This is a genomic window from Arthrobacter sp. 05T444 (genome assembly GCF_056395905.1).
In genome coordinates this window covers 177,904-203,144 of sequence record NZ_JBFTKK010000002.1, presented here as the reverse complement: position 1 = coordinate 203,144, position 25,241 = coordinate 177,904, and the positions used below count along the sequence as shown (strand labels likewise).

22 protein-coding genes and 1 riboswitch are annotated in these 25,241 nt (G+C 66.4%); of the genes, 16 read left to right on the top strand and 6 right to left on the bottom strand.

The window, feature by feature from the left end:
* Nucleotides 1-140: 140 nt before the first annotated feature.
* The 4 genes from gatC (at nt 141) to AC1DD3_RS03165 (ending at nt 4,413) form a co-directional block, all read left to right on the top strand.
* Nucleotides 141-437: an Asp-tRNA(Asn)/Glu-tRNA(Gln) amidotransferase subunit GatC gene (gene gatC / locus AC1DD3_RS03180; protein WP_141940678.1), complete on the top strand. Its 297-nt coding sequence runs from the start codon at nt 141-143 to the stop codon at nt 435-437.
* A 6-nt stretch (nt 438-443) separates the two neighbouring features.
* Complete coding sequence (gene gatA / locus AC1DD3_RS03175; RefSeq protein ID WP_230118983.1) at nt 444-2,024, top strand: Asp-tRNA(Asn)/Glu-tRNA(Gln) amidotransferase subunit GatA; 1,581 nt, start codon at nt 444-446, stop codon at nt 2,022-2,024.
* Nucleotides 2,024-3,529 carry an Asp-tRNA(Asn)/Glu-tRNA(Gln) amidotransferase subunit GatB gene (gatB, locus tag AC1DD3_RS03170; protein WP_476880914.1) on the top strand — a complete coding sequence of 502 codons (1,506 nt, stop codon included), beginning with the start codon at nt 2,024-2,026 and terminating at the stop codon, nt 3,527-3,529. Before gatA ends, gatB begins: the two co-directional genes overlap by 1 nt.
* Before the next feature lie 188 nt (nt 3,530-3,717).
* Nucleotides 3,718-4,413 (top strand): hypothetical protein, encoded by a 696-nt coding sequence (locus tag AC1DD3_RS03165; RefSeq protein ID WP_476880913.1) that lies wholly within the window; start codon nt 3,718-3,720, stop codon nt 4,411-4,413.
* Nucleotides 4,414-4,420: 7 nt separating this feature from the next.
* Here AC1DD3_RS03165 and AC1DD3_RS03160 read toward each other — a convergent pair whose 3' ends face one another.
* Nucleotides 4,421-5,329 carry a LysR family transcriptional regulator gene (locus tag AC1DD3_RS03160; RefSeq protein WP_230118985.1) on the bottom strand — a complete coding sequence of 303 codons (909 nt, stop codon included), beginning with the start codon at nt 5,327-5,329 and terminating at the stop codon, nt 4,421-4,423.
* A 138-nt stretch (nt 5,330-5,467) separates the two neighbouring features.
* On the opposite strand from AC1DD3_RS03160, the gene tdh reads away from it, so the two are divergent.
* The 5 genes from tdh to AC1DD3_RS03135 all read left to right on the top strand — a co-directional run bounded on the left by tdh (nt 5,468) and on the right by AC1DD3_RS03135 (nt 11,147).
* On the top strand, nt 5,468-6,514 hold the full coding sequence (gene tdh / locus AC1DD3_RS03155) for an L-threonine 3-dehydrogenase (RefSeq protein ID WP_230118986.1): 1,047 nt from the start codon (nt 5,468-5,470) through the stop codon (nt 6,512-6,514).
* 141 nt (nt 6,515-6,655) lie between these two features.
* Nucleotides 6,656-7,852: a glycine C-acetyltransferase gene (locus AC1DD3_RS03150; RefSeq protein ID WP_476880912.1), complete on the top strand. Its 1,197-nt coding sequence runs from the start codon at nt 6,656-6,658 to the stop codon at nt 7,850-7,852.
* 38 nt (nt 7,853-7,890) lie between these two features.
* Complete coding sequence (locus AC1DD3_RS03145) at nt 7,891-9,003, top strand: NAD(P)/FAD-dependent oxidoreductase (protein ID WP_230118988.1); 1,113 nt, start codon at nt 7,891-7,893, stop codon at nt 9,001-9,003.
* A gap of 11 nt (nt 9,004-9,014) precedes the next feature.
* Complete coding sequence (hutI, locus tag AC1DD3_RS03140) at nt 9,015-10,232, top strand: imidazolonepropionase (RefSeq protein ID WP_476880911.1); 1,218 nt, start codon at nt 9,015-9,017, stop codon at nt 10,230-10,232.
* 105 nt (nt 10,233-10,337) lie between these two features.
* Complete coding sequence (locus AC1DD3_RS03135; RefSeq protein ID WP_230118990.1) at nt 10,338-11,147, top strand: DeoR/GlpR family DNA-binding transcription regulator; 810 nt, start codon at nt 10,338-10,340, stop codon at nt 11,145-11,147.
* Between the two features lie 47 nt (nt 11,148-11,194).
* Here the strand turns inward: AC1DD3_RS03135 and AC1DD3_RS03130 are convergent, their stop codons facing one another.
* Complete coding sequence (locus AC1DD3_RS03130; RefSeq protein ID WP_230118991.1) at nt 11,195-11,875, bottom strand: histidine phosphatase family protein; 681 nt, start codon at nt 11,873-11,875, stop codon at nt 11,195-11,197.
* Nucleotides 11,876-11,980: 105 nt separating this feature from the next.
* Here AC1DD3_RS03130 and AC1DD3_RS03125 point away from each other — a divergent pair, with 105 nt between their 5' ends.
* Nucleotides 11,981-12,760 (top strand): CPBP family intramembrane glutamic endopeptidase, encoded by a 780-nt coding sequence (locus tag AC1DD3_RS03125; protein WP_230118992.1) that lies wholly within the window; start codon nt 11,981-11,983, stop codon nt 12,758-12,760.
* A gap of 98 nt (nt 12,761-12,858) precedes the next feature.
* Here AC1DD3_RS03125 and AC1DD3_RS03120 read toward each other — a convergent pair whose 3' ends face one another.
* Nucleotides 12,859-13,497 carry a VOC family protein gene (locus AC1DD3_RS03120; protein ID WP_230118993.1) on the bottom strand — a complete coding sequence of 213 codons (639 nt, stop codon included), beginning with the start codon at nt 13,495-13,497 and terminating at the stop codon, nt 12,859-12,861.
* Nucleotides 13,498-13,683: 186 nt separating this feature from the next.
* Nucleotides 13,684-13,799, top strand: a riboswitch (SAM riboswitch).
* Nucleotides 13,800-13,811: 12 nt separating this feature from the next.
* On the opposite strand from AC1DD3_RS03120, the gene metX reads away from it, so the two are divergent.
* The 3 genes from metX (at nt 13,812) to AC1DD3_RS03105 (ending at nt 17,832) form a co-directional block, all read left to right on the top strand.
* A complete protein-coding gene (gene metX, locus AC1DD3_RS03115; protein WP_476880910.1) occupies nt 13,812-14,993 on the top strand; it encodes a homoserine O-acetyltransferase MetX in 1,182 nt (393 codons plus the stop codon).
* Between the two features lie 227 nt (nt 14,994-15,220).
* Entirely contained in the window at nt 15,221-16,603 is a 1,383-nt protein-coding gene (locus AC1DD3_RS03110) for an MFS transporter (protein ID WP_230118995.1), read from the top strand.
* Between the two features lie 95 nt (nt 16,604-16,698).
* Nucleotides 16,699-17,832, top strand: coding sequence for a zinc-dependent alcohol dehydrogenase family protein (locus tag AC1DD3_RS03105; protein ID WP_230118996.1), 1,134 nt, complete (start codon nt 16,699-16,701; stop codon nt 17,830-17,832).
* A gap of 6 nt (nt 17,833-17,838) precedes the next feature.
* On the opposite strand, the gene AC1DD3_RS03100 is transcribed toward AC1DD3_RS03105, so the two are convergent.
* Nucleotides 17,839-18,738, bottom strand: a complete 900-nt coding sequence (locus AC1DD3_RS03100) for a LysR family transcriptional regulator (RefSeq protein ID WP_230118997.1) — start codon at nt 18,736-18,738, stop codon at nt 17,839-17,841.
* A gap of 137 nt (nt 18,739-18,875) precedes the next feature.
* Between AC1DD3_RS03100 and mmsB the strand changes: the two genes are divergently transcribed.
* The 3 genes from mmsB (at nt 18,876) to AC1DD3_RS03085 (ending at nt 23,163) form a co-directional block, all read left to right on the top strand.
* Entirely contained in the window at nt 18,876-19,778 is a 903-nt protein-coding gene (gene mmsB / locus AC1DD3_RS03095; RefSeq protein ID WP_230118998.1) for a 3-hydroxyisobutyrate dehydrogenase, read from the top strand.
* A gap of 95 nt (nt 19,779-19,873) precedes the next feature.
* Entirely contained in the window at nt 19,874-21,358 is a 1,485-nt protein-coding gene (locus tag AC1DD3_RS03090) for a CoA-acylating methylmalonate-semialdehyde dehydrogenase (RefSeq protein ID WP_230118999.1), read from the top strand.
* 329 nt (nt 21,359-21,687) lie between these two features.
* Nucleotides 21,688-23,163, top strand: coding sequence for an HNH endonuclease (locus tag AC1DD3_RS03085; protein ID WP_476880909.1), 1,476 nt, complete (start codon nt 21,688-21,690; stop codon nt 23,161-23,163).
* Nucleotides 23,164-23,283: 120 nt separating this feature from the next.
* Here the strand turns inward: AC1DD3_RS03085 and AC1DD3_RS03080 are convergent, their stop codons facing one another.
* Together AC1DD3_RS03080 and AC1DD3_RS03075 are read right to left on the bottom strand one after the other, a co-directional pair.
* Entirely contained in the window at nt 23,284-23,865 is a 582-nt protein-coding gene (locus AC1DD3_RS03080; RefSeq protein WP_354962150.1) for an SHOCT domain-containing protein, read from the bottom strand.
* Nucleotides 23,866-24,004: 139 nt separating this feature from the next.
* Nucleotides 24,005-25,228 carry a winged helix DNA-binding domain-containing protein gene (locus AC1DD3_RS03075; RefSeq protein ID WP_476880908.1) on the bottom strand — a complete coding sequence of 408 codons (1,224 nt, stop codon included), beginning with the start codon at nt 25,226-25,228 and terminating at the stop codon, nt 24,005-24,007.
* Nucleotides 25,229-25,241: the final 13 nt, after the last annotated feature.

The following is a 25,241-nucleotide window of genomic DNA, read 5'->3' as shown; positions in this document are numbered from 1 at the left end:
CAAACACCCGCACCAAGCAACGCGGGGTCACTTACGGCCCATTCCGGACCTCCCGATGGGCCGTAAGTGACCCCGCGTTGTTCGTCGTCCCGGACACGTAGACTGGTTCGGAAAACAATCCGAACTTGCAGGGGAGATCCATGGCTGCGATCAACCGTGACGACGTCGCGCACCTCGCGCGGCTCGCGCACATTGAGATGAGTGCTGAAGAGCTGGACAGGATGGCCGGCGAACTCGCCGTCATCGTAGATTCGGTGAAGTCCGTAAGTGAAGCCGCCGGTGATGACGTTCCGGCCACCTCGCACCCGATTCCGCTGACCAACGTGTTCCGCGAAGACGTCGTGGGGCACACGTTCACGGCCGAGCAGGCACTCTCCGGCGCTCCGGATTCCGATGAGAACCGTTTCAAGGTCCCGGCAATCCTGGATGAGGCATAAAAGAACATGACTGAAACCAACAGCAACCAGCTGATCCGCCTCTCCGCCGCCCAGCTGGCCGCAAAGCTTGCCGCCCGCGAAGTCACCGCCGTCGCAGTGGTGCAGGCCCACCTTGACCGCATCGCCGCCGTCGACGGCGGCGACCGCGGCGTCCACGCGTTCCTGCACGTCAACGCGGAAGAGGCCCTCGCCGTCGCCGCCGAGGTGGACGCCATCCGCGCCGCCGGCGGTGCCGCCGCCGAGGAGCTGCACGAACTCGCCGGCGTCCCCATCGCCGTGAAGGACCTCATCGTCACGGTCGGCCAGCCCACCACAGCCGGCTCCAGGATCCTCGAAGGCTGGCACAGCCCCTACGACGCCACAGTCGTGCAGAAGCTGCGCGCCGCGAAGATGCCCATCCTGGGAAAGACCAACCTGGACGAATTCGCCATGGGCTCCTCCACGGAGCACTCGGCGTACGGCCCCACCCGCAACCCGTGGGACCTGGACCGCATCCCCGGCGGCTCCGGCGGAGGTTCGGCAGCCGCCGTCGCCGCCTTCGAGGCGCCGCTGGCCCTCGGCACCGACACCGGCGGATCCATCCGCCAGCCCGGCGCGGTCACCGGAACCGTGGGCGTGAAGCCCACCTACGGGGGCGTCTCGCGCTACGGTGCCATCGCCATGGCGTCCTCCCTGGACCAGATCGGCCCCGTCTCCCGCACCGTCCTGGACTCGGCGCTGCTGCACCAGGTCATCGGCGGCCATGATCCGAAAGACTCCACCTCGCTGCCTGACCCGCTTGCGGACCTCGCTGCCGCGGCCCGGCTGGGCAACGTGGACGGCATGAAGATCGGCATCATCAAGGAACTCCACGGCGAGGGCTACCAGGCCGGCGTCGAGAACCGCTTCAATGAATCGCTCGAGCTGCTCAAGCAGGCCGGCGCGGAAATCGTTGAGGTCTCCTGCCCCAACTTCAAGTACGCCCTCGGCGCCTACTACCTGATCATGCCGTCCGAGGCTTCCTCCAACCTGGCCAAGTTCGACGGCGTCCGGTACGGGCTGCGCGTCCTCCCCGAGGATCCGCCGCTGACCATTGAGCGCGTCATGGCCGCCACCCGGGCCGCCGGCTTCGGCGATGAAGTCAAGCGCCGCATCATCCTGGGCACCTACGCCTTGAGCGCCGGCTACTACGACGCCTACTACGGCTCCGCGCAGAAGGTCCGCACGCTCATCCAGCGCGACTTCGACGCCGCCTTCACCAAGGCCGACGTCCTGATTTCCCCGACCGCCCCCACCACGGCGTTCAAACTGGGCGAGAAGCTGGACGACCCCCTGGCCATGTACCTCAACGACGTCGCCACCATCCCGGCCAACATGGCCGGCGTCCCGGGGCTGTCGCTGCCCGGCGGCCTGGCGGACGAGGACGGGCTGCCCGTGGGCATCCAGCTCCTGGCGCCAGCCCGCGAGGACGCCCGCCTGTACCGCGTGGGTGCGGTCCTGGAATCGCTGCTGGAAGAGAAGTGGGGCGGTCCTCTCCTGGACCGTGCTCCTTCGCTGCCGGCACCCGCACTCGCTGAGACTGTTCCGAGCCACGGAGGTTCACACTGATGTCTGACGCAACCCTGAGCTTCGAAGAGGCCATGGAGAAGTACGATCCCGTCCTGGGGTTCGAGGTCCACGTGGAACTGAACACCAAGACCAAGATGTTCTCCTCCGCCCCGAACGTCTTCGGCGACGAGCCCAACACCAACGTCAACGAGGTGGACCTGGGCATGCCCGGCGTCCTGCCGGTGCTGAACAGGACGGCGGTGGAGTCTTCCATCAAGATCGGCCTCGCGCTGAACTGCAAGATCGCCGAAAACTGCCGCTTCGCCCGGAAGAACTACTTCTATCCGGACACTCCGAAGAACTTCCAGACGTCCCAGTACGACGAGCCCATCGCCTACGACGGCTACCTGGACGTCGAGCTCTCCGACGGCACCGTCTTCCGTGTCGAGATTGAACGGGCGCACATGGAAGAGGACGCCGGCAAACTGACGCACCTCGGCGGTTCCGCGGGACGCATCCAGGGCGCCGACTACTCCCTCGTGGACTACAACCGCGCGGGTGTACCGCTCGTGGAGATCGTCACCAAGCCGATTGAAGGCGCCGGGTCCCGCGCCCCCGAACTGGCCAAAGCCTACGTTGCCGCGGTCCGTGAGATCGTCAAGAACCTCGGCGTCTCGGACGCCAAGATGGAACGCGGCAACGTCCGCTGCGACGCCAACGTCTCGCTCCGCCCGCACGGACGCGAACGCTTCGGCATCCGCTCCGAGACCAAAAACGTGAACTCGCTGCGCGCCGTCGAACATGCCGTCCGCTACGAGATCCAGCGGCACGCAGCCGTCCTGGACTCCGGCGAGCCCGTCATCCAGGAAACCCGCCACTGGCACGAGGACACCCGCTCGACGACGTCGGGCCGGGCCAAGTCCGACGCCGATGACTACCGCTACTTCCCGGAGCCTGACCTCGTTCCTGTGGTTGCCTCGCGGGAATGGGTGGAGGAGCTGCGCGCCACGCTGCCCGAGCCGCCGGCCGAGCGCCGCAAACGCCTGCAGGCCGACTGGGGCTACTCGGACCTGGAATTCCGCGACGTGGTCAACGCCGGCGTCATGGACGAGATCGAGGAAACCATCGCCGCCGGCGCCGCCGCCACGGTGGCCCGCAAGTGGTGGATGGGCGAGATCGTCGGCCGCGCCAAGAACGCGGACGTCGACCCCGGCCAGCTGGGCGTCAAGCCCGAAACCATCGTGGAACTGAACAAGATGGTCGAAGCCGGCAAGATCAACAACAAGATGGCCGCCGAAGTCCTCGACGGCGTCCTCGCCGGCGAAGGCACCCCGGCGGAGATCGTGGAGAAGCGCGGCCTGGCCGTGGTCTCCGACGACGGCCCCCTGCTGGAAGCCATCGACGCGGCACTTGCCGCGCAGCCCGACGTCGCGGACAAGATCCGCGCCGGCAAGCTGCAGGCCATCGGCGCGATCGTGGGCGGCGTTATGAAGGCCACCCGCGGCCAGGCCGACGCCGGCCGCGTCAAGGAGCTGATCCTGCAGAGGCTCGGCGTCGAAGGCTAAGCCACCCGTTTTAACCCAACTGGGTCGCAGTTATCGTCGTATTTGAGCCGTCAAAACGACACCGACTGCGACCCAGTTGGGGGTTAACGGGGCGGTGGCGTCCATGTTCTCCATAGGGTCGCGGCCATAAACTGCGGGCTCAGGCTCAGGGCGTCACCGCGCCCTGCCGGTCCCTCGGGAGGAAGCGCATGCCGGTTCAACAGACCAACGAAGTACGCCGGGCCAACAAAGTACGCCGGGCCCTGCTGGCGGGCGCCGTGGTGCTTGCCCTGAGCGGGGCCGGCGCCGCCGTCGTGTGGGCTGCGGGCGTGCCGGCAGCACCGTCCCAGGCAACGGCCTCGGAACCGACGTCGTCGGCAACGGCAAAGGCCCAGGCAACCAACCGGGCGCAGGCAGCTGCATTGCCGGGTGCCTCCTCGCCATCCGCGGCGTCTGCATCAGTCTCGAAGGATGCGGGCACGCTGAAGGAAAAAGGCCGTGCCCGTGAGCTGCACGGCGAAAGTGTGGTCAGGAAAAGCGACGGAAGCCTGGAGTCGCGGGTGACGCAGTTCGGCACCCTTGACTCGGCCGGTGATTCGTCCATCACCGTCAAGAGCGAGGACGGTTTCAGCCAGAGATACGCCATCATCGCTGACACCAGGACCTTCAGGTTGCCCAAGGCGGCGGCGGACGGCACCGCCCCCAAAGATAGCGCCGGCAAGCTCATCAAGCCCTCCGGCGCCACCGTTTCGGATCTCAAGCCGGGGGACGCAGTGCTCATCAAGGGCATCAGGAATGGTGAGGACCTCACCGCGATTACGGTGGTTGCGGGTCCCTCCGCTGCCAAGGGACTCGGCCAAGGTAAAGGCAACGGAAAGGCCAGCGGCAACGGTAAGCGCAAGTGAGCAGACGTCAGTCGTGGACGAGGCTGGCCATGATGTCCTCCAACGCCTCGCAGACCAGCCGGACCGAAGCGCGCTTGAGGTTCTCGGGCCTTGCAAGGATGTCGATCCTGCGGCGGGTGCTGATGCCCCTGAGCGGCCGCAGCACGATGTCGGGGCTCAGCACGGGCCGCGCCGTGTGCCTGGGCAGCAGCCCGATCACGCCGCCCGCTGCCACCAGGGCCGCCACGGTGGAGTAGTCGTTGATCCGGTGGACGATGTTCAGCTCCCGGCTGGAAACGGCGGCGACGGCGGACAGCACATCCGCGGGGGAGTAGCCCGTGCGGCTGGTCACCCAGGGTTCGCCGACGACGTCGTCCGTTTCCAGCGACACCTGGGCAGCGAGCCGGTGCCCGGCCGGGAGCGCCACGTCAAGAGGCTCGTGTGCCAGCGGTATCACCGCCACCCGCTCCTCCGGCCAGCGCGGGCTGTGGTCCATGCGGTGCGCCAGCACCAGGTCGTACCGCGCCGTCAGTGCGGGGAAGTCCTGCTGCGCCACGTCCTCGTCAAACAGCTGCACCTTCGGCTTGCCGGGCCCGTCCAGGAGCCGCGCGAGCGGCGCGAACAGCGCCTGTCCGGCGCTGTGGAACCCGCTGACCGTCACCGGCGCCACCGTGGACCCGTGGTAGGCGCCGATCGCCATGCGGGCGTCGGCCATGGCGCTGACGACGGCGGCCCCGGCGTCCGCCAGCACCTGGCCGGCCTCGGTGAGGACCAGGTTCCGGCCCTCCTTGCGCGTGAGGGGAACCTCGACGCTCTTTTGCAGCTGTGCCAGCTGCTGTGAGACGGCCGACGGCGTGACCAGCAGCGTGTCGGCCACGGCCTTGACGCTTCCCAGAGCCCCGAGTTCGCGCAGCATCTCAAGCTGGTGGATCTCCATGGACCCCATCCTATGCCTTAGCAATTACTAAATCGTCGATTGAGAAAAATCCCCTTGTGCTAATGCGTTGGAGTGGCTCTAATGAAGGGAGACCCCGCCCGCATGCCGCTGCCGCGCATGCCAAAAGTTAGGAAGCCAATGAAGGCTCTGTTCAAGGCCGGCGCACACGCCGGATTCGAGCTCGTCGACCGCCCGGAGCCTGAAGCCGGCCCCGGCGATGTCAAGATCCGCGTCATCACCACGGGCATCTGCGGCACTGACCTGCACATCCAGTCCTGGGATGCCTGGGCCCAGGGCATCATCCAGGCACCGCTCATCGCAGGGCACGAGTTCTACGGCGAGGTTGTGGAGACCGGAGAGGACGTCCGGGACGTCAAGGTGGGCGACCGGGTTTCTGGCGAGGGCCACATCGTCTGCGGAATTTGCCGCAACTGCCGCGCCGGCCGCCGGCAGATGTGCATCCACACCGTGAGCGTGGGCGTACAGCGGGACGGGGCGTTCGCCGAATACGTCGTGATCCCGGAAACCAATGTCTGGGTCCACCAGGATCCTTCCGTGACGCCGGAGCTCGGCGCCATCTTCGACCCCTTCGGCAACGCCGTGCACACAGCACTGAGCTTTCCGCTCGTAGGCGAGGACGTGCTGATCACCGGCGCCGGACCCATCGGGCTCATGGCCATCGCCGTGGCCCGCCACGCCGGGGCACGCAAGATCGCCATCACCGACGTGTCGGCGCCGCGGCTGGAACTGGCCCGCCAGCTCGGCGTTGACCTGGCCATCGACGTCTCCAGGACGCGTGTCCATGAGGCGCAGCGCGAACTGGGCATGCGCGAAGGCTTCGACATCGGGCTGGAAATGTCCGGTCACCCCACCGCCCTGCCGGAGATGATCGACAACATGAACCACGGCGGCCGCATCGCCATGCTGGGCCTCCCCAGCCAGTCCATCGACATCGACTGGGGCAAGGTGGTCACGCACATGCTGACCCTGAAAGGGATCTACGGCCGCGAAATGTTCGAGACCTGGTACGCCATGAGCGCCATGCTGTCCTCCAACCCGACGCTGCACGCCAACATCTCCGCCGTGGTCACGGACGTACTGCCGGCAGCGCAGTGGGAGAAGGGCTTCGAAATTGCCCGCGCCGGAGTCGGCGGCAAGGTAGTGCTCGACTGGGTTGAAATGTGACCAGCGCTGAAATGTAACCAGCGCTGAAGTGTAACCAGCGCTGAAGTGTAACCAGCGCTGAGCACCAGCCACGACCTGAGCCCAGACACTCCCACCCCCAGCATCAAGACACCAGACTTTCAACGAGCCGAGGAGCACACCATGTATTCAGCAATCAAGGACCAGCTGCGCAGCGAACTGGAGGAGATCCGCGAGGCCGGCCTCTATAAGACCGAGCGCCACATCGACTCCGCCCAGGCCAGCCACATCACGGCCGGCCAGACCGGGCAAGCGGGGTCACCCGTGCTGAACTTCTGCGCCAACAACTACCTGGGCCTGGCCGACCACCCGGACATCATCGCCGCGGCCAAGTCCGCCATGGACGAGCGCGGGTTCGGCATGGCGAGCGTCCGGTTCATCTGCGGCACCCAGGACCTCCACCTGCAGCTTGAAGCCCGCGTGTCGAAGTTCCTTGGCACCGAGGACACCATCCTGTTCTCCAGCTGCTTCGACGCCAACGGCGGCGTTTTCGAATCGCTGTTCGGCCCGGAAGACGCCGTCATCTCCGACGCACTGAACCACGCCTCGATCATCGACGGCATCCGGCTCTGCAAGGCGCAGCGCTTCCGCTACGCCAACCAGGACATGGCAGACCTTGAGGCGAAACTCATCGAGGCGAAGGACGCCCGCCGGAAAATCATCGTCACGGACGGCGTCTTCTCCATGGACGGCTACCTTGCGCCGCTGGAGGCCATCTGCGACCTCGCCGAAAAGCACGATGCCCTGGTGATGGTGGATGACTCCCACGCCGTGGGCTTCATGGGCGCCACCGGAGCGGGAACCCCGGAACACGCCGGCGTGTCTGACCGGGTGGACATCTATACCGGCACGTTCGGCAAGGCACTCGGCGGCGCCTCGGGCGGCTACGTCTCCGGCCGCAGCGAAGTGGTGGCGATGCTCAGGCAGAAAGCCCGCCCGTACCTGTTCTCCAACTCCCTGGCCCCGGCCATCGTTTCGGCCACCATCAAGGCACTGGACCTTGTAGAGACCTCCGGTGAGCTGCGGACCCGGCTGTTCGAGAACGCGGAACTGTTCCGCCGCCGCATGACGGAGGAGGGTTTTGACCTGCTCGACGGCGAACACGCGATCGTTCCGGTGATGTTCGGCGACGCCGTCGTTGCAGCAAAAGTGGCCGACCAGATGCTGCAGAACGGCGTCTTCGTTACGGCCTTCAGCTTCCCCGTGGTGCCGCGCGGCGCGGCCCGCATCCGCGTGCAGCTGTCCGCGGCGCACAGCGCCGACGACGTCGAAACCTGCGTGCGGGCGTTCGTCAAGAGCCGGAACGCCGTCGCCGCCTAGCATCTGCAAGGGTGCCTAACATCTGCAAGGATGTAGCCATGGCAGCAACTTATGACGTGGTGATCGTTGGAGGCGGGATCGCGGGACTGTCCCTGGCATCCGCCCTGGCCGGAAAATGCAGCGTGGCACTGGTCGAAGCCGAGCAGCAGTTGGCGTACCACACCTCCTCCCGCTCGGCCCGGCAGCTCATCCCCAGCTACGGCCCGCCCGTGGTCCAGGAGCTTACGGTCCGCACCCTGGAGCTGATTGCGGCCAGGGATGCCTCGCTGCCCGAACCTGTGCTGTCCCCGCGGAGCTTCATGCTGGTCGGCAACGAGGAAACCGTCAGGGCCGAAGCCAGCGGCCACATGCGGATGGTCAGCCACGCGGAAGCGCTGGCGCTGTGTCCTGTCCTGGAACCAGGGTCATTCTCCGCTGCAGGCCTGGACACGGGATCGTTCGGCTGCAACGCGCCGGTCCTGCTTGACGACCACCGGGCACGGGCCGAAGGTGCGGGCGTGGACATCATCACCGGCGCGCGGCTGCATTCGGCGCAGCGGCTTGGCAGCGGCTGGGAGATCGGCGCTGGCCAGGAGGCCTTCCAGACCGGCGTCGTGGTCAACGCGGCCGGGGCATGGGCGGACGAAGTGGCCGTGGTCAGCGGCGTGGAAAAGCTCGGACTCCAGCCGTACCGGCGCACGGCGGCGATTGTCGGCGTCGAGCATTCCCTGCCTGTTGGAAGCCCCATGGTGGCGGCAGCGGACGACTCCTTCTACTTTCGGCGGGAGGGCAACGATGTTCTTGTCTCGCCGTCGGAACACGTCGCCAGCGGGCCGGAGGATGCCCGGCCGTTCCCCGGCGATGTCGAACGGCTCATAGCCCGCCTCAACACCTTGACCACGCTGGGGATCAGCGCCGTCCGCACTGCATGGACCGGCCTGCGCACCGAAGCGGCCGATGGCGTCCCCGTCGTGGGCTTCGACGCCGAGGCCACCGGATTCTATTGGCTGGCTGGCCAGGGCGGGTACGGCTTCCAGACTTCGTCTGCGATTGCCGAGCTCGCCGCGGCACAAATCCTCACCGGACCCCAAAATGGCACCGGACAGGCCACCAGTCCGGAATCCCGGACAGCGGACGCGCTGGCCGCGACGCGCTGGTCCATCCGGCGCTGAAGAATGGGTTCATGACTACCCTCATTACCAACCTCGGCGAGCTGATGACCCAGGACCAGGACCACCGCGTCCTCCGGAATGCCGCCGTGGTGATCGAGGGGGAGCGGATCGCCTGGCTCGGGGCGGCGGCGGACGCACCGGCGGCGGACGAGTCGGTGGACGCCGGCGGCAGGGCCCTTCTGCCTGGCTGGGTGGACTCGCACACGCACCTCATTTTCGCCGGTGACCGGACGGCGGAGTTCGAAGCCCGGATGGCCGGAGAGATCTACAGCGCAGGCGGCATCGCCGTCACTACCGGAGCAACGCGCAGCACCGGGGACTACGACCTCACCCGGCTCGCGATGGGCCGCGTGGCGGAAGCGGTGTCGCAGGGCACCACGTATGTGGAGACTAAGACAGGGTACGGCCTGGACGTTGAGCAGGAGGCGCGCAGCGCACGGATCGCGTCGACAGTGGCCGATGAAGTCACGTACCTCGGTGCGCACCTGGTGCCTGCGGACATGGACGCCGACGAGTACACCGACCTCGTGTGCGGCCCGATGCTGGATGCGGTCCGCCCGTACGTGACGTGGGCCGACGTGTTTTGCGAACGGGGCGCCTTTACCGAGGAGCAGTCGCGCCGTGTGCTTCAGGCCTGCCGCGACGCCGGACTCGGGCTGCGCGTCCACGGCAACCAGCTGGGTCCGGGCGCGGGCGTCCAGCTCGCAGTGGAGTTCGGTGCGGCCAGCGTGGACCATGTGAACTATCTGTCCGATGAGGATGTGGAGGCGCTGGCCGCCAGCTGGTCCGGCTGGAGTGCGGGGGCAGGTGCCGGTTCGGATAATCGCGGCACCGTGGCCACCTGCCTGCCGGCGTGCGACCTTTCCACCCGGCAGCCCCTGGCGCCCGCCCGCCGGCTCCTGGATGCCGGCGTGCCAGTGGCCCTGGCCTCCAACTGCAATCCCGGGACGTCGTACACGAGCTCCATGGCATACTGTGTCACCACTGCAGTGCTGCAGATGCGGCTGAGCGTCCACGAAGCGGTCCGCGCGGCGACGTACGGCGGGGCCCTTGCGCTGGGGCGCGAGTCCGGGACCGACATCGACGGCGAACGCGCGGTGGGCTCGATCGCCGTCGGGCACCGGGCTGACTTGCACCTGCTCAACGCACCGTCGGCCACGCACCTGGCCTACCGGCCGGGCATGCCGCTGACGCACGCGGTCTGGCGCGCCGGAGTGCGCGAGAGGTAACCCTGATCCCTGGGGATAATGACGGGAACTGATCGTTTAGGGTCTGTTACAATCAACAAACGTCACTTTCTGGTGACGGTTTGATCCCCGAGAGGCTAGCTACGCATGACCCGCACCGACCGACTGACGGCAATCCTTGATCTCCTTGCCGAAACCGGGCAGGTGGAGGTGGAGGAAATCGTCACCCAGCTCGGCGTTTCGCCGGCAACGGCCCGGCGGGATCTGGACAGCCTGGCCAACCGGCGTCTGCTGACCCGGACCCGGGGCGGAGCCACAACAGGTGCCCTCGCCTACGACCTGCCCGGCCGGTACAACCGGGACGACCACGCGGCCGCCAAGCAGCAGATTGCCCTCGCCGCCTCCGCGCTTATCGCGCCCGGCATGGTCATCGGCCTCTGCGGCGGCACCACCAGTACCGCCCTCGCGCAGATCCTGGCAACCCGCGAGGACCTCAATTCCCCGTCCAACCAGCCCACGCTGACGGTGGTTACCAACGCCATCAACATCGCCGCGCAGCTGGCGGTGCGGCCCAACATCAAGGTTATGGTGACCGGCGGCATCCTGAACCCGCGGTCCTATGAGCTTGTGGGCCCCTACACGGACATCATCATGCAGAAGGTGGTGCTGGATATCGCGTTCATCGGCGTCAACGGCATTGATCCCGAAGTGGGCCCCACCAATACCGGAGAAGGCGAAGCCTCCGTCAACGCGCTGCTCGCCAGCAGGGCCAGCATTTCCTATGTCCTTGCGGACTCTTCCAAGGTGGGCCGTCGGGCTTTCGCGACTATGGACGGGTACGCGTTCACGCGGCTGATTACCGATTCGGGCATCTCGGCCCAGGACAAAGCCGCCTTTGAAGCCATCGGCACGGACGTCATTGTGGCGCCGGAAACGCCCCGCACACGCAAGTCCTAAGGCCGCTCCGGCACTGGGAGAACCGATCAGGGCCCAACCGACAGGCCCTAGAAGAACACGGGAGGTGCGTCGAGCACTGTCTCGTCCACGCGGCGCTGCACCCATTGCGTGAACGGCTGGTCGAGTTCGTACTTGCCGTCCTCGGTGCGCATCAGCATGCGGATCTCAGCGTTGTCCGGGTTGTTCAGCGACTCGAAGTATTCTACGGACCAGTGGAACCAGCGCATGCAGAACAGGCGCATGGTGAGGCCGTGCGTGACAAGGAGGGTATTGGCGGAGTAGTCCGGCTTGGCCCAGTGGCGGTAAAGAGTCTCCATGAATGACGAAATGCGGTCGTAGACGTCCGACCCGGACTCGCCCTCCCGGAAGCGGTAGAAGAAATGCCCGTAGGCGTTGCGCAGTTCTTTCTGGTCCTCGATTTCGCCGGCTATTTGGAAATTCGCCCAGTCCTGCTCACGGAGCCGCGGCTCCTCGACGACCCGTTCCGTGAGGGAGCCAAGGTTGAGCGCTTCGAGTGTCTGGTAGGCGCGCAGGTAGGGCGAGACGTAGACGGACACCTCTTGGCCGTCCAGCTCGCGCCGGATGCGCTCACCGGCAGCCTTGGCCTGCTCAATACCCAGGGGAGTCAGCGGAATCCGGTAGTCGGGCACCCTGTTGTAAATGGAGGTGTCGGCATTGGCGGCGGACTGGCCGTGCCGGATCATGATGATTTTCCCGGGCGCACTCATACTTCCCCAGCATAGGGGCCGCCGCGGAGGAGGCAGGTTCCTGAAGTAATACAGTGTCCGGAAGCCAAACAGGAAAGTACCAGCAACTGCAGGCAAGATAGGAATATGTTGGTTCCTTCCCGCCGTCGCCTGCGGATCGAAGTCTGGATAGTCCTGGGACTGTCGTTGGGGCAGTCCGCCGTGTACTCCGTGGTGCAACTCCTGGACAAGATGACCCGGGCGCCGCTGGCGCAGGGCACGTCCACGCTGAACCGCTCGCAAAGTACACGGGAATATTTCGATCTGACGTACCAACTCCTGGACATCATCTTCGCGCTGGTGCCCGTCTTGCTGGTGATCTATTTCCTGACGGAGCACCGCCAGACGAAGGCAGGAACGGGCTATGTGGGTGGCTCTGCATTCCAGAAGCTGGGTTTCAATTTCGCCCGCCCCGGAAGGGACCTGCTGCAGGGCGTCGGGCTGGCCGCTTTGATCGGCATACCATCGCTGGGCCTCTACGCGGCAGGGCGGGCGCTGGGCATCACGACGGCGATCATCCCCAGTGCCCTGAACGCGTACTGGTGGACGGTTCCCGTGCTGATTCTCTCCGCGGTGCGGCACGCGGTCGTCGAGGAAGTCATCGTGGTGGGCTACCTCCTGGACCGGTTCGGGAAGTTCGGCTGGTCCGTGCCGCTGTCAATCTTTGCCAGTTCCATGCTCCGCGGCAGCTACCACCTGTATCAAGGGTTCGGGCCCTTCATTGGCAACGCGATCATGGGCGTGGTGTTCGCCTGGGTCTACACCAAAACCCGACGGGTGATGCCACTGGTCATAGCCCATGCACTGCTGGACATTGTGGCGTTCGTCGGCTTCAGCCTGTTCGGAAAGGCCGTCGGGCTGGGCTAAGCATTGGGTAACTAGGCGTTAAAGTAATTCGGCCGCCATCGGTGGGTGACGTCGTTGGCACCCGCTGATGGCGGCCGAAGCTTGTTGGCAGCGCTGCGTCAGATTGTGACGGCGCCCGCTGCAGTTTCAAACGTGACGGACAGGATGCCCGGGGTTCCGTGCGGAGCGACCCAGTTCACGGCGACGTCCTCGAGGGGCCGCTCTACGGGTTCGCCGAGCCATTCGGTAACGCGCTCGGCGGAGCCTGCGATGGTGAGACTGGACATCTTGACGTTGCTGTCATAGGCGTTGGACGGGTGAAGCCCCGGATCGCCTTCCCACTTGAGCATGTACGGAACCTGCGGGTCTGCAATGAGGCCCAGGATTCCGATCTGCTTCCACACGAGTTCACGGCCGTCCGGGAACTTGCGGTTGCCGTTGACGGCGGAACGTCCCAGACGGTCCTCAAACGGGGCGAGGTCGTCCACTTCGACGCACCATCCCATCCAGCCGCCACCGGCAGCGGACCGTGCGCGCACGGCCTGCCCGAACGGAGCTTTATCCGACGCCGGGTGGTCCAGGACCTCCACGACCTCAAGGTACTTGTGCCCGGCGAGCGGGATAATCATGTTCCGGGTTCCGAAACGGGGGTGCACTCCACCCTTCACGGCTTCGACGCCGAGGGCGGACGAAATACGTTCGGTGGTGGCAGCCAGGCCATCGTGTTCACAGGCGTAAGAGACGTGATCCATGCGCATGCCCTCATCTTGGCATCTTGTGACGCGGCTCTCAGCTAAGGGAAGCCTAACCCTCATGGGACGTCCGGGTTTGCGGAAGTTTCGTCGCAAGCTTTGAACGGCTCTGGCTCCCGATGGTGTTGCCGGGAGTCACACAGCCGTCACAATCTTCGCGTGGGCGGCGCCCTCTTTCGTAAACTTGCCCTAGGTCATGAGTGCCAGCAACAGCCCCGGCTTGCTGGCCGGCAACCCTCCTTCCGCGGTGGGGTGCCCCGGGTGAAGACCTGGCCCGCCGGTCAGCTGGCGGCGGGCAAGCGCGTAGAAGAGGTTTACCTATGACGATTTCCGTTACCCGCACAGAAGTTCCGAATGTCGAAGTTACGGATGGCGCTGCGGTTCCCGGTGGCACTGCGGTTACGGACGGCACGGCAGTTAAGGATGGGACAGTCCAGTACGTCAACATCGGCAACCTTGAGCTCGAGGCCGGCGGATTCCTGCCCGACGTCACCCTCGCCTATGAAACCTGGGGGACGCTCAACGAGGACTGCTCGAACGCCATTCTCGTGGAGCACGCCCTGACGGGCAGCACGCACGTTACCCGCGGCACGGACGACGAAGAAGGCTGGTGGGAGCAGCTGGCCGGTCCCGGCGCCCCGGCGGATACGGACAGGTTTTTCGTCGTCTCCATCAACATCGTCGGCGGCTGCTACGGATCCACGGGGCCGTCGTCGGCTGCTCCGGACGGCAGGCCGTGGGGTTCACGCTTCCCGCTGGTCACGCTCCGCGACACCACCGCGGCCGAAGCGCGGCTTGCGGACCAGCTGGGCATCAGCAGCTGGTACGCCGTCCTTGGCGGCTCCATGGGCGGAGCCCGGGCGCTGGAGTGGGCCGTCACCTACCCGGAGCGGGTGCGGCGCTGCGGCGTTATTTCCATCGGCGCCAGCAGCACGGCCGAACAGATCGCCTTCGCGCAGGCACAGACGCTGGCGATTCGGCAGGATCCTCACTTCAACGGCGGCGACTACTACGCCGGCCCGGTGCCCGAGGCCGGACTGGCGCTGGCACGGCGGATTGCGCACATCACCTACCGGTCCGCGCAGGAGCTGGATTTCCGGTTTGGCCGGAACGCCCAGGCCAGCGAGGCGCCGTTGCAGGCGGATGCCCTTGCTGCCCGCGGCCGGTACCAGGTGGAAAGCTACCTGGACCACCAGGGGAGCAAGCTCGTGGGGCGCTTCGATGCCAACAGTTACATTGCAATCACCGAAGCGCTGATGAGCCACGACATCTGCCGCGGGCGCGGATCGCTGAAGGAGACTCTGGCGCGGACCACCGCCGACTTCTTTATTGCGGCCGTAAACACAGACCGGCTTTACTTCCCCTCGCAGTCCCGGGAGCTTGCAGACGCACTGCCGGGTGACGTGGACGTCCATGTGATCGAGGCGCCGATCGGCCATGATGGCTTCCTCACCGAGATCGGGCAGCTGGACGCGCAGCTCCGGGCAGGCTTTTTCGCCTGAATCTTCGCCTGAGCCGACGCTGAGCGGACGCTGCACCCAAGCTGGACAGCTTGGCGCCAGCACCTCCCGAATGTGCATTTATGCAGATGCGTTCTGCACTTTTTGTCGTTGAGCTTGCAGCAATGGCAGACCATACTCGTTGGAACCGGTGATTCGTGGTGCACATCACACACGTCCGCCAAAGTCAGGTCCCAGTGGCGTCGAGGGAGACGCCGAAGGAGTTCACAATGAGTACGGAAAACTCCGCCGCAAGGCGCGTAGAGGAACCCGATGTCAAGGCATCAGGCCTAAAGAAAGTCGTTACGGCCTCCATGGCCGGCACAGTAGTCGAGTGGTATGAGTTCTTCCTCTATGCCTCCGCAGCCACCCTGGTGTTCGGCAAGATGTTCTTCCCCAATTCGGGGACGGAGCTGGACGGGATCATCGCCGCATTCGTCACGTACGCGGTCGGCTTCGTTGCCCGGCCTATCGGCGGCATCGTCTTCGGCCACTTCGGGGACAAGTTCGGCCGGAAGCAGCTGCTCCAGCTGAGCATCATTCTCGTGGGCATTTCCACGTTTGCGATGGGCTGCCTGCCCAGCTTTGCGCAGATCGGCTACTGGGCACCGGCCCTGTTGGTGTTCCTGCGCTTCGTCCAGGGCTTCGCCGTCGGCGGCGAATGGGGCGGCGCAGTGCTCCTCGTGGCAGAGCACAGCCCGAACAAGTCGCGCGGGTTCTGGGCCAGCTGGCCGCAGTCCGCCGTGCCGATGGGCAACCTGCTGGCCACCGGCGTCCTCTTCACCCTTTCCTCCACGCTGTCGTCCGGGGACTTCCTCGGCTGGGGCTGGCGCGTTGCGTTCTGGCTCTCCGCGGTGATCGTCATCATCGGCTACTACATCCGCACCAAGGTCCAGGACGCACCCATCTTCCTGGAGGCCCGCAAGGAAGTCACGGTCGAGAAGAAGGGCTACGGCGTAGCCGAAGTGTTTAAGCGCTACCCGCGCGGCGTCTTCACTGCCATGGGACTGCGGTTCGCGGAGAACATCCTCTACTACCTCGTCGTTACGTTCTCCATCACGTACCTGAAGGTCGTGGTCCAGACCGACACTGCCCGGATCCTGCTCCTGCTGCTCGTGGCCCACTTCATCCACTTCTGCGCCGTGCCGCTCGTGGGCAAGCTCTCCGACTCGTTCGGTCGCCGTCCGGTTTACATGGCCGGAGCGATTCTCGGCGGAACCTGGGGCTTCTTCGCCTTCCCCATGATGGACACCGGCAATGACATGACCATCCTCGCGGCGATCACGATCGGCCTGCTGTTCCACGCCCTGATGTACGCAGGGCAGCCGGCGATCATGGCCGAGATGTTCCCAACCCGGATGCGCTACTCAGGCGTCTCCCTCGGCTACCAGGTGACGTCGATCGTCGCCGGTTCACTGGCGCCGATCATCGCCACGTCGCTGCTGGGCAGTTTCAAGTCCTCCACCCCTGTTGCCCTTTACCTCGCGGCAGCCTGTGTGGTGACCGCCGTCGCGGTGTTCTTCCTCAAGGAAACCCGCGGCGTCTCGCTCCGGGACGTCGACGCCGCCGACGCCCGCGGCACCGCCGACCTCCTGGCGGCTGCCAGGAAGTAAGGGCGGCCATAGCCAGAAACAGCTGCCCGGACCCGCGACTGACGCAGGCCCGGGCAGCTGCGTGTCAGCCATCGATGCAGAAGACAGGAATCACCATGCGAGCAGCCGTCCTTTATTCCACCGTTCCGAGTCCCACCGATTCTTCCGGAACCAGCTACGCAGAAGCGAAGCCGCTCGTGGTGCAGGAACTGGACCGACCGGAACCGCGCGCCGGAGAGCTCGGCGTTGCCATCACCTACTCCAGCCTTTGCCACTCAGACCTGTCGGTGGTGGACGGTTCCAGGGTGAGGCCGCTTCCCATGGCGCTCGGGCATGAGGCCGTGGGCCGCGTCGTGGCCCTGGGAGCAGGCGTAACGGACATTTCCGTGGGGGACCACGTGGTGCTGGTCTTCGTGCCGAGCTGCGGGGATTGCCGGGCCTGCCGCTCGGGGCGCCCCGCACTCTGCCACCGGGCCGCTGAAGCCAACGGTTCCGGCGACCTCCTGCACGGGGAAGCGCTGCTGCGGACGCCGTCGGGGGAGCGGATCAACCACCATCTCGGAGTCTCTGCCTTTGCGGACTACGCAGTGGTGGCCAGGGAATCCGTGGTGGCCATTGACGACGACGTCCCGGACACGGTGGCGGCCATGTTCGGCTGCGCCGCACTCACCGGCATGGGGGCAGTGCTCAACACTGCCGCCGTCAAGGCCGGCCAGTCGGTTGCGGTTTTCGGACTGGGGGCCGTGGGGCTCTCCGCCGTCATGGCGGCGGCCCTCGCGGGCGCCTCGGGGGTGATCGCCATTGACCCTAACACGAGCAAACACCAGCTGGCACTGGAGTGTGGCGCAACGGCAGTGGGCACGCCGGATGATGCGCCGCGGCTGATCGCGGAGGCCACCGGCGACGGCGTGGACGTTGCGATCGAAGCCGTGGGTTCGGCCCGGGTGATTGCGTCCTGCCTGGAGCAGGTGACGAGGGGCGGCGCCGTGGTCTCGGTAGGCCTCCCGCATCCGTCCGCGGAGCTGACAGTCCCGGCCCTTCAGTTCGCGGGCGCAGGCAAGCGGCTGCTGGGCTCCTACATGGGTGACGCCGTGCCCAGGCGCGATATTCCCCTCTATCTGGGCTACTGGCGCGAGGGCCGGCTGCCCGTTGAGCTGCTGCACACGGATACGAAGCCACTGGCCGAGATCAACGAGGGGCTCGACGCCCTGGCCGCCGGAAAAGTGGTGCGGCGGCTGTTCCAGGCCTGACGCCATTCAGCGAGCCAGCAACTCCTGGCGTTCCTGTACTTCCTCCCGGATCGCCGCAATGACGGCCTGCACCCGGCCGGACCGCAGCGATTCGGGGCGCGCCACCGCCCAGATGGGGAGCTGTCGCTGGAAGTCGTGGGGAAGCACCGGCACGAAGTCCGGCTTGCCCGCCACCATGAAATTCGGCAGCAGGCCGATTCCCGCACCAAGGCGCACCGCCTCCACCTGGGCAAAGATGCTGGTGGCCTGGAAGCTGGACTTCGGCATCGGCAACTGCGAGGAGCGGTGTCCCAGCTCTGCCACCTGGAGCGCAGATTCAACGTAGGACACGAAGCCGTGCTGCCCCACGCCGTCGAGCGTTTCAGGCAGGCCGTGCTCGGCGGCGTACGCAGGGCTGGCGTAAAGCCGCAGGAAATAGTTGGTCAGGAAAATTGTCTGAGCGTTGCTGACATCGGTCCGGCCGACCACGACTTCGAGGTCCACGCCGGACCGGTTCTGGCTGACCTTACGGGTGGCGCTCAGCATCTCCACATTCAGCAGCGGGTGCCGGCGCTGGAGCCGGACCAGGGCGGGCGTGACGAATTCGGCGCCGAAGCCGTCCGACGTGCTGATCCGCACCAGCCCGGAGAGGGCATTTTCGTCGCGGCCGATGAGGCCGGACAGCGATCCCAGCGTCTCCTCAATGGCTTCGGCAGCGGCCACCGCCGACGCCCCAAGCTCCGTGAGTTCCCAGCCGTGCGGGCTGCGTTCCAGGGTGCGCCCGCCCAGCTGTTTGTCGAGGGCCAGGATCCTGCGGGAAATCGTGGTGTGCGTGGTGCCCAGCGTCTCGGCTACGGCGTTGAACCGGCCCAGGCGGGCCACGGTCAGCAGGATCAGCAGGTCGTCCGGACTCGGAAGCCGCCTCACGTGGTGTGCCTTTCACTCGTATGTGCATCAATGCACATGCCCTCTGTACTTTTTCCCCTTGATTGCACTGTAACAGGGTGTGATGGTGGACACAGGACTTCCGGCTAGGCCGGACACGAAGCAAAGGAGCTTATGCCATGGCAGTAGTCGGTTGGATCGGTCTGGGGAACATGGGCGGTTCCATGTCAGCAAACCTGGCAAAGGCAGGGCACGACGTGCGGGGATTCGACCTGAATCCCGCCGCCGTCGCCGCCGCAGAAGCTGGCGGAGTAAAGCCGGTGAAGAGCATCGCGGACGCCGTGAACGGCGCCGACGTCGTTTTCACCATGCTGCCCAAGGGCGAGCACGCCAAGGCCGTTTACCTCGGCGAGGAGGGCGTCCTGGCGCTCGCCGACGCCCGGACGCTGCTGGTGGACTCCTCGACGATCGACATCGCCTCCGCCCAGGAACTGCACGACGCCGCTGCTGCCGCCGGCTTCCGCTTCGTTGACGCGCCCGTCTCGGGCGGCATGAGCGGGGCCAAGGCGGGAACCCTCACCTTCATGGTGGGCGGCGAAGCGGGCGCCGTGGCTGACGCCACCGGGTACATCGAGCCCATGGCGTCCAACATCATCCCCACCGGAGGTGCCACCACGGGGCAGGCTGCCAAGATCTGCAACAACCTGATGCTCTTCATCAACCTTGCGTCCACGGCCGAGGGTGCCGTGCTGGCAGACCGGCTCGGCCTGGACAAGCAGGTGTTCTGGGACATAGCGTCTGTCTCCTCGGGGGACAGCTGGGCCCTGCGCACCTGGTATCCCGTTCCGGGCGTGGTCTCCACCGCCGCTTCAAACAACGATTTTGCGCCCACGTTCACGACTGAGCTGGCCAACAAGGACATCGGCCTGGCCATCAGCGCCGCCGAGGACACCGGAACGCCCCTCGAAATCGGCAAGCACGTCCAGCAGCTGTTCCAGCAGCTCATCGACGCCGGCGAGTCGGGCAAGGACTGCTCCATGATCATCAAGCTCGTAGACGGCTCGCTGGGGTCCGCCCGGTAGCAGCCGAGTTCAGGAAATCCCACCAGGCCCCTTCGCCGGAACGGCACGTACATTCGCCGTGCCCCGGATCGCCTTGCACTAAGAAAGAGACACCCATGGAAACCATTCCGCATTTCATCAACGGCAGCCGCGTCGGCGATGCCGATCGCTTCGGCCCTGTCTTCAACCCGGCAACGGGGGAGCAGGAGAAAGAGGTTGCCCTCGCCTCCGCCTCCCGGGTCGAGGAAGCCATCGCGGCCGCCAAGGCTGCCCTTCCCGGATGGCGGGCCACCAGCCTGGCCAAGCGCACGAACATCTTCTTCCGGGTCCGCGAAATCCTGACGCAGCGAAAATCAGAACTGGCGGCCATCCTCACCAGCGAACACGGCAAGGTGCTTTCCGATGCCGAAGGCGAGATCTCCCGTGGCCTCGAGAACATCGAGTTCGCCACCGGACTGTCCCACATGCTCAAAGGCGAGCGTTCAGAGCAAGTCTCCAGCGGCGTCGACGTTCACTCCGTCCGCCAGCCTGTCGGCGTAGTGGCATGCATCACTCCCTTCAACTTTCCGGCGATGGTGCCGCTGTGGATGATCGGCAGCGCGCTGGCCTGCGGCAATACCGTGCTGCTGAAGCCCAGCGAGAAGGACCCGTCCTCGGCCGTGTTCATCGCTGAGGTCTTCGCCGAGGCCGGGCTGCCGGCGGGCGTGCTGAACGTGGTCCACGGTGACAAGGAAGCGGTGGACGTCCTGCTTGAACACCCGGATGTGAAGGCTGTCAGCTTCGTGGGATCCACGCCTATCGCGCAGTCCATCTACAAGCGCGCGGCCGATCACGGCAAGCGCGTCCAGGCCCTCGGCGGAGCCAAGAACCACATGGTGGTCCTGCCCGACGCCGACCTCGACATGGCGGCCGACGCAGCGATCTCCGCGGCTTACGGATCCGCCGGTGAACGCTGCATGGCGGTCAGCGTGCTGGTGGCCGTCGGGAACATCGCCGATGACCTCGTGGCCGCAATCACCAGCCGCATGGCCACACTGAAGATCGGTCCCGGCACCGACCCGTCATCGCAGATGGGGCCGCTGATCACCGCGGAACACCGTGACAAGGTCGCCTCCTACGTGGCCGGCGCCGAAAACGAAGGTGCCACGGTCGTCGTCGACGGCCGCTCGCAGCAGTTCGATTCGAACGGCTTCTTTATCGGCGTCAGCCTCGTGGATCACGTGAAGCCCGGAATGAAGGTCTACGACGACGAAATCTTCGGCCCGGTCCTGTCGGTTGTGCGCGTTGATACCTACAACGACGCCGTCCGGCTGGTCAACGAGAACGAGTTCGGCAACGGCGTTGCCATCTTCACCCGCGATGGGGGCGCCGCGCGGCAGTTCGAGTTCGACGTCGAAGTCGGCATGGTGGGCGTCAACGTGCCGATCCCGGTACCCGTGGGGACCTTCTCCTTCGGCGGCTGGAAGAACTCCCTGTTCGGCGACACCCACATGTACGGGCCGGACAGCATCCGCTTCTACACGCGGGGCAAAGTGGTCACCACCCGGTGGCCGGACCCGTCCACGTCCGTCATCGACCTCGGATTCCCGCAGGTCGACTAAACGGACAACCGGTCGTCAGGCAGTCCAAGCCTCTGGCCTGCAGACAGCCCGTGCCCCGCCGCCAAAAGCAGCGGGGCACGGGCTGTTTCAGGTTCCTGCGAGGCTGCTCCACTGATCCAGTTCCGCCAGATTGGGTGCTTGGAACCGCTGCGAGGCCGACGGCGGCGGAGGAGTGCCGGGGGCGGCCGCCTCCCGCAGTGGATTGGGTTGCGGCCGCCGGTCAATGTCCGGGCCACAACGCGCAGACGCGACGTTAAATGTCGGTGGTGCCTGGAAGACTCAGTTCATGGATGCAGAGTCTTTCTACGGTCGAGGATCGGGTGCCTAAAATGGCTTCCAGGGCCGCGGGTGCTGTGACGGTCACCGAGGTGGCTGGCTTGCTCGCTGCTGTCCGCCCGAGGGCCGACAGCGCTGGGCTGATCGACCAGCTGCGAGGACTGGAGGACCTGAAGTCCGCCGCGGCCGCGTTGCAGGCGCGCATGACTGTGGCCTTCGATCTGCAGCAGCGCCGCGCCCAGGCCCGGGCCGGTGTTCCGGCGGCGGAACTGGGCAAGGGCGTCGCCGCGCAGATCGCCCTGGCCCGGCGGGAGTCCCCGGCCCGGGGTGGGCGGCTCCTGGGCCTGGCGAAGGCCCTCGCCACCGAAATGCCGCACACCCTCGCGGCCCTTGAGGCCGGTCAGCTAAACGAGTGGCGCGCGACGCTGCTGGTGAAGGAAACGGCGTGCCTGTCCGCCGTGGATCGCTGCGCCGTCGACGAGGAACTGGCGGCCGACGCCGGGACGCTGAGCGGTGCCGGTGACCGGGCCATCATCGCCGCGGCGCGTGCCGTGGCCTACCGGCGGGATCCGCGTTCCGTCACGGAGCGGGCCGGCCACGCCGCCGCGGAACGGCAGGTTAGCCTCCGCCCGGCCCCGGACACCATGGCGCTCCTGACCGCCCTGCTCCCGGTCACCGCAGGGGTCGCGGTCCATGCCGCCCTGACCCGGCACGCGGACTCCCTGCGCTCGGCCGGGGATCCCCGCTCCCGCGGACAGATCACGGCCGATGGCCTGGTCGAAAGGATCACCGGCACCCCCGGCGGGATCACCGGGATCGAGATCCAGCTCATCATGACTGACCGCACCCTCTTCCAGGGCGACTCCGAACCGGCCCGCCTCCCCGGCTACGGTGTGGTCCCGGCAGGCTGGGCCAGGAGTGCCGTCACGCCAGCACGCGCAGGCGTCAGCGGCAACGGCGATGCCGGCGCCGCCTTCGCAGAGCCGGCCCCGGGGAATGCCGCCGTTAACGTCTGGCTGCGCCGGCTCTACACCGCACCGGGCAGCGGAGAGCTCGTCGCGATGGACTCCCGCGCCAGGCTCTTCCCCGCCGGGCTGCGGCGCTTCCTCCAGGCCCGGGATGAGACCTGCCGCACGCCCTACTGCGACGCCCCGATCCGCCGCCACGACCACATCATCCCCTGGCACCGCGGCGGCACCACCACGCACGGGAATGGTGCAGGGCTCTGCGAGGCCTGCAACCACACCAAAGAAACCCCCGGCTGGACAGCGAAGCCCCGCTCCGGGCCCGTTGGCACGGGCCGGCTTAGGCACACCCTCGAGATCCGGACCCCGACCGGCCACACTTATCACTCGACCGCACCACCACCGCCCGGAACGCGCCAACCCGGCGTTACGTTGACAGGTACTACGTTGATGGGCATTAGGTTGACAGGCACTGGGTTCTCAAACCGGCGTCAACGCCGCGAACTCCTCCGGCGCGCCAAGACGCTCAAACGCGCCAGTCGCAATGGCGCATTGGCGGCGTAAAGACGCCCCCACCATGGGGGCGTCCACGAATTACCTCATCACTCGTCGGCAACCCTCATGGCCGAAGGCGGTGGCGTCGCCGGATAAGTTCGGATGAAGCCGGGCGCCAGTTGCCCGGGCCTAACCGTTCATGATGTCGTTGCGCCGGGTCATGTACTCCTCCATGGAGATTTCTCCGTTGCTGTACTGCTGGTCGAGTTCGGCCAGCTTGCGCGCGCGGAAGCCCTGCGGGGCCGACGGCGGCGGGGGCATCGAGGGGGCAGCTCCGTGCTGTGGCTGCGGGTGTTGCGACCGGGGAGGGCTGGCATTGAATTCCGGGCTGTCCTCGTAGGGGACCTGTCCCTGATAACCCTGACCCTGGTAGCCCGGGCCCATGGATCCAGGCTGGCTCGGGCCAGCGCCGGGGTACTGGGAGTTCGGGTACTGGGGGCTCGGGTACGGCTGCCCCGGGTATGGCTGGTCCAGCGGGGGAAGCTGCTGCTGGCCTCCGCCCGGGGGAAGGCCAAAGCCGCCGCTGAGGTAGTCCTGCTGGGTGTAGCCGTCCCGCGGCTGGTTGTTCGGCCGGCCCTGGTAGGAACCCGGGAACTGGTCCGGATACTGTCCGGAGAAATTCTGGCCTTGGTTCCGCCTCTGGACGGACCTCCGGTACATGCGCATTCCCATGGGGATGAGGAACGACAAAACAATGATCCAGAAAAACATGTTGTTCACGGTGCTGGGCCTCTCATGAGTGTCAATCCAGCTTAGTCCCCGGATCAAGGAGTGAGCCGGACAAGGAGCGGAGGCCGCCGGGTCACGAGACGCTACGCAGTGCTGTCCGTGCAAGCCCCGTGCCGTCCGTTCAGATGCGGGTCGTCGGCATTCCGAGGAACCCGCTATACCTTTCCACGGCCTGGGCCACCGCCGCCGCTGTTCCCTGGCCGTGCGTGGCCGCCTCCGATGCACCTCCGGCCGAAGGGCCGCTGGAAACGGCCATCCGGACGTCGAGTTCGCAACGCTGGTCGGGCGAAGCGGGCCGTACAAAGGTGTGCCGCCACGAGCCAGCCATCGCGCCGTCCAGCAGAACCACATGCATGGGAGTGTCATCCACCGGAAGGGCTGGGGCGACTCCGCCGAGGTAACCACGGGAGGCCGAGTACCCCATGATGTATTCGTCATAGCATTGGACCAGGTCGATGCGCGAGGAATGGTTGACAACGCCGTTACCGGCGCCGGCATCGCCGCGGGGGAAATCTTCCGGGCCGCGATAAAATACGACGCCGTCAATCACCGCGGTCTCCAAAGCCGCCGGATCGTCCGCCAGGACAAGCGACAGCCCCTGCCATACATCCGCCATCGTCTGCCCGGACCAGTGTGCGCAGTCCTTGACTGTGGCGGGTCCGCGGCTCCGGAAGTACCGCATTGCCAGGGCAGCGAGGGACTGTTCCCTTGGCGCCGCCGTCGCCTGTTTGGACGCCGCCGCTGTGACACGTTCGTCGAATGCCGCATACGTCTGCCGGAGCGCGCCGCCGGCACCCCGCACAGGTGTGCCGCTCACGAGCACGCCGCTGATCTCGGCGTGCATGATGAGGTACGCCAGGACGAGTCCCTTCGCGGGGAACCCCGCGCGCTGCAGTTCCGCCGCCAGCTGCTCCCGTGTGCGGTGCCGGGCGCCTGCGACCGCCGCCGCAAGTATTTCTCCGCTTCTTCCGGCCGTGGCCGCATCAATCCCGGTCCGTCGGTACATGCCGCCGTTGGCCTGGTGCAGGCGCGGTGCGGACAGGGCCCGGAGCCAGGGCAGATCATCGCGGTGCACAAAATGCCACGTGGGCCGGAGGATATGCGTCCGCAGGATCCGCCCGTCAGCGACGGCCCGCTCCACGTCGTCCGCCGTAGCGCCGGGCGTCCGCTGGGCAAGCGACCAGCGGGCATACGAAAACTCCTGCGCCTGAACGGCCAGCAGGTTTTTCAGGGCGTCCTCAGGCGAGGCCGCCAACGGGGCGCGGAGCTGCTGGCTTGCGAGCCTGATCCGGACGACGTCGTCCGGGCTAAGTCCGGGGTCGCTTCCTGCGGTGCCCGTCGTCATGCCGCATGGCCGT

Excerpts from the sequence above, each read along its gene's own strand:
- gatC (WP_141940678.1), top strand. The coding sequence starts at position 141 with ATGGCTGCGATCAACCGTGACGACGTCGCGCACCTCGCGCGGCTCGCG.
- gatA (WP_230118983.1), top strand. The coding sequence starts at position 444 with ATGACTGAAACCAACAGCAACCAGCTGATCCGCCTCTCCGCCGCCCAG.
- gatB (WP_476880914.1), top strand. The coding sequence starts at position 2,024 with ATGTCTGACGCAACCCTGAGCTTCGAAGAGGCCATGGAGAAGTACGAT.
- AC1DD3_RS03165 (WP_476880913.1), top strand. The coding sequence starts at position 3,718 with ATGCCGGTTCAACAGACCAACGAAGTACGCCGGGCCAACAAAGTACGC.
- AC1DD3_RS03160 (WP_230118985.1), bottom strand. The coding sequence starts at position 5,329 with ATGGAGATCCACCAGCTTGAGATGCTGCGCGAACTCGGGGCTCTGGGA.
- tdh (WP_230118986.1), top strand. The coding sequence starts at position 5,468 with ATGAAGGCTCTGTTCAAGGCCGGCGCACACGCCGGATTCGAGCTCGTC.
- AC1DD3_RS03150 (WP_476880912.1), top strand. The coding sequence starts at position 6,656 with ATGTATTCAGCAATCAAGGACCAGCTGCGCAGCGAACTGGAGGAGATC.
- AC1DD3_RS03145 (WP_230118988.1), top strand. The coding sequence starts at position 7,891 with ATGGCAGCAACTTATGACGTGGTGATCGTTGGAGGCGGGATCGCGGGA.
- hutI (WP_476880911.1), top strand. The coding sequence starts at position 9,015 with ATGACTACCCTCATTACCAACCTCGGCGAGCTGATGACCCAGGACCAG.
- AC1DD3_RS03135 (WP_230118990.1), top strand. The coding sequence starts at position 10,338 with ATGACCCGCACCGACCGACTGACGGCAATCCTTGATCTCCTTGCCGAA.
- AC1DD3_RS03130 (WP_230118991.1), bottom strand. The coding sequence starts at position 11,875 with ATGAGTGCGCCCGGGAAAATCATCATGATCCGGCACGGCCAGTCCGCC.
- AC1DD3_RS03125 (WP_230118992.1), top strand. The coding sequence starts at position 11,981 with ATGTTGGTTCCTTCCCGCCGTCGCCTGCGGATCGAAGTCTGGATAGTC.
- AC1DD3_RS03120 (WP_230118993.1), bottom strand. The coding sequence starts at position 13,497 with ATGCGCATGGATCACGTCTCTTACGCCTGTGAACACGATGGCCTGGCT.
- metX (WP_476880910.1), top strand. The coding sequence starts at position 13,812 with ATGACGATTTCCGTTACCCGCACAGAAGTTCCGAATGTCGAAGTTACG.
- AC1DD3_RS03110 (WP_230118995.1), top strand. The coding sequence starts at position 15,221 with ATGAGTACGGAAAACTCCGCCGCAAGGCGCGTAGAGGAACCCGATGTC.
- AC1DD3_RS03105 (WP_230118996.1), top strand. The coding sequence starts at position 16,699 with ATGCGAGCAGCCGTCCTTTATTCCACCGTTCCGAGTCCCACCGATTCT.
- mmsB (WP_230118998.1), top strand. The coding sequence starts at position 18,876 with ATGGCAGTAGTCGGTTGGATCGGTCTGGGGAACATGGGCGGTTCCATG.
- AC1DD3_RS03090 (WP_230118999.1), top strand. The coding sequence starts at position 19,874 with ATGGAAACCATTCCGCATTTCATCAACGGCAGCCGCGTCGGCGATGCC.
- AC1DD3_RS03085 (WP_476880909.1), top strand. The coding sequence starts at position 21,688 with ATGGCTTCCAGGGCCGCGGGTGCTGTGACGGTCACCGAGGTGGCTGGC.
- AC1DD3_RS03080 (WP_354962150.1), bottom strand. The coding sequence starts at position 23,865 with ATGTTTTTCTGGATCATTGTTTTGTCGTTCCTCATCCCCATGGGAATG.
- AC1DD3_RS03075 (WP_476880908.1), bottom strand. The coding sequence starts at position 25,228 with ATGACGACGGGCACCGCAGGAAGCGACCCCGGACTTAGCCCGGACGAC.